This is a genomic window from Xanthovirga aplysinae (genome assembly GCF_009711365.1).
Lineage (GTDB): Bacteria > Bacteroidota > Bacteroidia > Cytophagales > Cyclobacteriaceae > Xanthovirga > Xanthovirga aplysinae.
The window spans coordinates 1-3,719 of sequence record NZ_SMMB01000755.1; the positions used below are offsets into that span (position 1 = coordinate 1).

Sequence of the window (3,719 nt, forward strand, 5' to 3'; positions counted from 1 at the left end):
CCACATATGTGGTATACATGGCAGTTGGGCCACATAATGGAATAAATAGCACAACAATCCAATTAGAATTCAACCATAACTTATGATAATGCCTTTTTTATCTGGATTAATTACAATTTTAACTCCAGTCACATTTTTAATGATTTTTCTTCTTTTAATAGCATTCAATCATTTAAGCTTAAGAAAGAAAACTAATTTAAAGCCAATAATAATATTTTGTGGATCAGTTGTCTTATTGTACTCAATAATTGGAATTTCTATTTTGAACCTTCCTACTGATATATCGAAAGTCCTTAGTCCAAATGGGATTATTAATAATTTGACACTTCTTTTGAATCTTACTTTTGGGGTATGGCTAATGGGAGTTCTGAAAAACGTTTCAATAAAAAATAAAAATAGTACCCTTTGGAAAAACCTTTTAATACTTTTATTTGCAATTGTATTCAGCTTTGGATCTTTTTCTAACAGTGGTCCAATAATTGGTTCACTTTTGATTAATGACCTAGGTGACCAAAGCTATTTTAATAAAATAACTCCTTTAGTTTTCTTTTCGTTAGGTTTAATTATTCCGGTTGGATTGCTGCTCATATCATTAGAAAAGGTAATCCGAAAAGCAAGTACTAAAAAATGGTGGGAATTTTTCCGGTTTTTGACTGGATTAGCATTTATTACCTTAACAATAATTGGACAAATAATAAAATAAGAACGTGGCCTAACAATGGCGAGCCGCCATGCTTTGCAAACATGCGAAAGTCGACGTTAAAAAGCACAGCAGCCAGCCGGACCGTTAATTATCATTATGAAGAAGCTCTTTTTAGACGATCTCAGAACTATTGATATGATTTACGACAAATCCATGGAATCTGCCTTTGATATAGTCAGAACATATAATGAATTTGTCAATTACATTAAAGAAAATGGCCTTCCTGATTTTATAAGTTTCGACAATGATTTAGGACTTGACGATAATGGAAATGTAGCGCCTGATGGATATGCAGCAGCAAAGTGGTTAGTTTATAAATCAGGATTAGATTTAGTTAATTTGAAATTTAAAGTCCATTCCGCAAACCCAATTGCTGCCAAGCAAATTGAAGGGCTTTTAAATAATTATATTAAACATTTGAAAGCATTAAAAAAATGAGTTGGGAGGTCGTAATTTTTAATTCCAAACAAAAAATTGAAACAATAGAGGATATCGATGAACGTCAGCTTGCTCAAATTGACTTCACCGAAATATTGGAAAATTCGTTTTCGGAAATAATTAAAAATGACAATCATAGGGAAATAAAAGGTCCAGGTTTTTCGATTGATTTTTTTATTGATACTGAACCAGTAAGTAACAAAATATTGAGCCTGTATGGTGAAAAAGGACTATTTGAAATAATTAAACTGTCGAAGAAACATGGCTGGCAAATTTTCGATATAGGCTTAGGCGAAATGGTTGACTTGGAAAATCCCAAGAATAATGGGTTCGAAAACCATAGAAAATATGTCGAACAAATAATAGGAAAGAAATAAAAACGGTGTACGACAATGGGTATAGGCAATAGCCGAACAAATCAGACGCTTAAGCCGAGCTACGCCCCATACCCGGACCGTAGCCAATTAAAAAATGAATAGTGAAAAAATACTAAAAAACATTGGGGAAATTTATTCTCCATTATCAATTGGTTGTCAACAAGAACTAGTTGCCAATTTCAACAATCTCACAATCAATAAGGGTGAGATTGTTGTTCGTGAAGGGCAATTCTCCGATAAAGCCTATTTAATTGTACAAGGTTGTGCAAGGGCATATTATTTAAAGGATGGAAAAGATATTTCAGATTGGTTTGCTTTTGAAGATGAGTTTATGGCTTCAATTGTAAGCTTTTTTTGCAAAGAACCAAGCCCTCATTATATTGAATTTGTTGAAGATTCATTAGTTATTGAGTTTTCTAGGGATACAATTGACAGGCTTTGCAGCAAACACCATGATTTTGAACGTCTCATTAGTAAAGTTGTGACTAAAACCATGTTAGGTCTACGAGAAAGATTATCTTCAATACTATTCAATAAGGCGGAAGAAAGATACAAACAATTAATAAATATTCGCCCTGATATAACAAACAGAATTCCCCTAACGCATATAGCTTCTTATTTAGGAATTACACTTGAAACATTAAGTAGGATAAGAAACCCCAAAAAGCGAATTTGATTTATATCAAATGAAATTTCATCTATGCGTTTTTCTTTTGTAAAAAAAATGGATGAAAAAAATACTAATCATAAACGGACACCCTGACAAGGAAAGCTTCAATTTTGGTATAAGTGAAGCCTATAAAAAAGGTGCAGAAAAATCAGGTGCAGAAGTTAAAGAAATAATTATTCGAGATTTGAAGTTCAATCCAAACCTTGAGTTTGGTTATCGAAGGAGAATGAAATTAGAACCTGACTTAATAGACTCTCAAGAAAAAATAATATGGAGTGAACACATTGTTATTGTTTACCCTGTTTGGTGGGGTAGTTTTCCTGCAATTATGAAAGGTTTTTTTGACAGAACACTATTAGCCCCATTTTCATATAAAAAAAGAGAAAATTCTCTTTGGTGGGATAAGATGTTAGGTGGAAGAAGTGCAAGAGTAATTTGCACATTAGACCAACCTGGATGGAGTTATTGGCTCATGTTCGGAAAGCCAAGTCATAATTCGATAAAAAAATCAATTCTAAATTTTACAGGGATTAAACCTGTCAAAATAACTTCCATTGGGCCTCTGAAAGATTCCAAGAAAGAGTGGCGTAACAAATGGATTGAAAAAATTGAAAAAATGGGTAAAAAACTAAAGTAATCGTGTAGTAACACTACATATGAAATCATAGTACCCTACGTAATTCTACGTTGCATACACACAAGGTTGTCAATAATACGGTACAATAAAAATTTAGAAAAATGAGAAAATTAGGAATCATCACAATCACAGTTATTCTATTTAGTTGTAACCCTAACAAATCAAAGCAGGCAGCAGACAATGAAATAATTCATCAAAATGAAATAAAAACCGGTACTGAAACAAAACATTTAAAACCGTTCAAATCCGAATTACCAACAATAGGTCTTCTAATTTATGAAGGTGTTTTGCAAGGAGAAGTTATAGCAACATCAGACGTTTTTGGGAAACCATCTAAAAACGGAAAACAACTTTTTAATGTAATAACCATAGCGCAAACGGAAGACGCAATCACAACCGAAGAAGGTATGAGATTTATTCCTGATTACACTTTTGAGAATTGCCCAAAATTAACAGCTTTATTTGTTCCTAGTGGCTATGATATGTACGCACAAGTCCGTAATAAACAAATGATCGATTTCATTAAAAAGAAAAACGAAGAGACTAAATACATAGTAAGCAATTGTGCTGGAGCACAACTTATTGGGAAATCGGGAATAGCAGATGGACACAAAATCGTTACTTATATTGGAGGTGGAAAACAGTTGCAAAAAGATTTTCCAAAATTAAAAGTTCAAAATGACAGTTTGATAACCTTTGTTGAAGACGGAAAATTTAGTTCATCGAACGGAAATTTGACGAGCTACATTTCTGCCCTAAATTTATTAGAAAAAATGACTAGTTCCGGACACAGGGAATTTATCGAAAGTTATTTATATATCGACCGACTTCAAAATTGGAAAAAATAATAACTGGCTACAACAATGTATCCTATGTAAAGCCTTTTCGTTGCTA

At 32.7% G+C, this 3,719-nt stretch carries 6 protein-coding genes; all 6 read left to right on the forward strand.

Features of this window, described 5'->3' with window-relative positions; translation table 11 throughout:
• The first annotated feature begins 88 nt into the window (after positions 1 to 88).
• The gene (locus E1171_RS05150) at positions 89 to 703 is read left to right on the forward strand and encodes a hypothetical protein (RefSeq protein WP_155204750.1); all 615 of its coding nucleotides are present in this window, start codon (positions 89 to 91) and stop codon (positions 701 to 703) included.
• 96 nt (positions 704 to 799) lie between these two features.
• Positions 800 to 1,141: a cyclic-phosphate processing receiver domain-containing protein gene (locus tag E1171_RS05155; RefSeq protein ID WP_155204752.1), complete on the forward strand. Its 342-nt coding sequence runs from the start codon at positions 800 to 802 to the stop codon at positions 1,139 to 1,141.
• Positions 1,138 to 1,518, forward strand: a complete 381-nt coding sequence (locus tag E1171_RS05160; protein WP_155204754.1) for a hypothetical protein — start codon at positions 1,138 to 1,140, stop codon at positions 1,516 to 1,518. The genes E1171_RS05155 and E1171_RS05160 overlap by 4 nt, the downstream gene beginning before the upstream one ends.
• Positions 1,519 to 1,612: 94 nt before the next feature.
• Positions 1,613 to 2,194 (forward strand): Crp/Fnr family transcriptional regulator, encoded by a 582-nt coding sequence (locus E1171_RS05165; protein ID WP_155204756.1) that lies wholly within the window; start codon positions 1,613 to 1,615, stop codon positions 2,192 to 2,194.
• Positions 2,195 to 2,246: 52 nt separating this feature from the next.
• A complete protein-coding gene (locus tag E1171_RS05170) occupies positions 2,247 to 2,825 on the forward strand; it encodes an NAD(P)H-dependent oxidoreductase (RefSeq protein WP_155204758.1) in 579 nt (192 codons plus the stop codon).
• Between the two features lie 101 nt (positions 2,826 to 2,926).
• Positions 2,927 to 3,673: a DJ-1/PfpI family protein gene (locus tag E1171_RS05175; protein WP_155204760.1), complete on the forward strand. Its 747-nt coding sequence runs from the start codon at positions 2,927 to 2,929 to the stop codon at positions 3,671 to 3,673.
• The last annotated feature ends 46 nt before the right edge of the window (positions 3,674 to 3,719 follow it).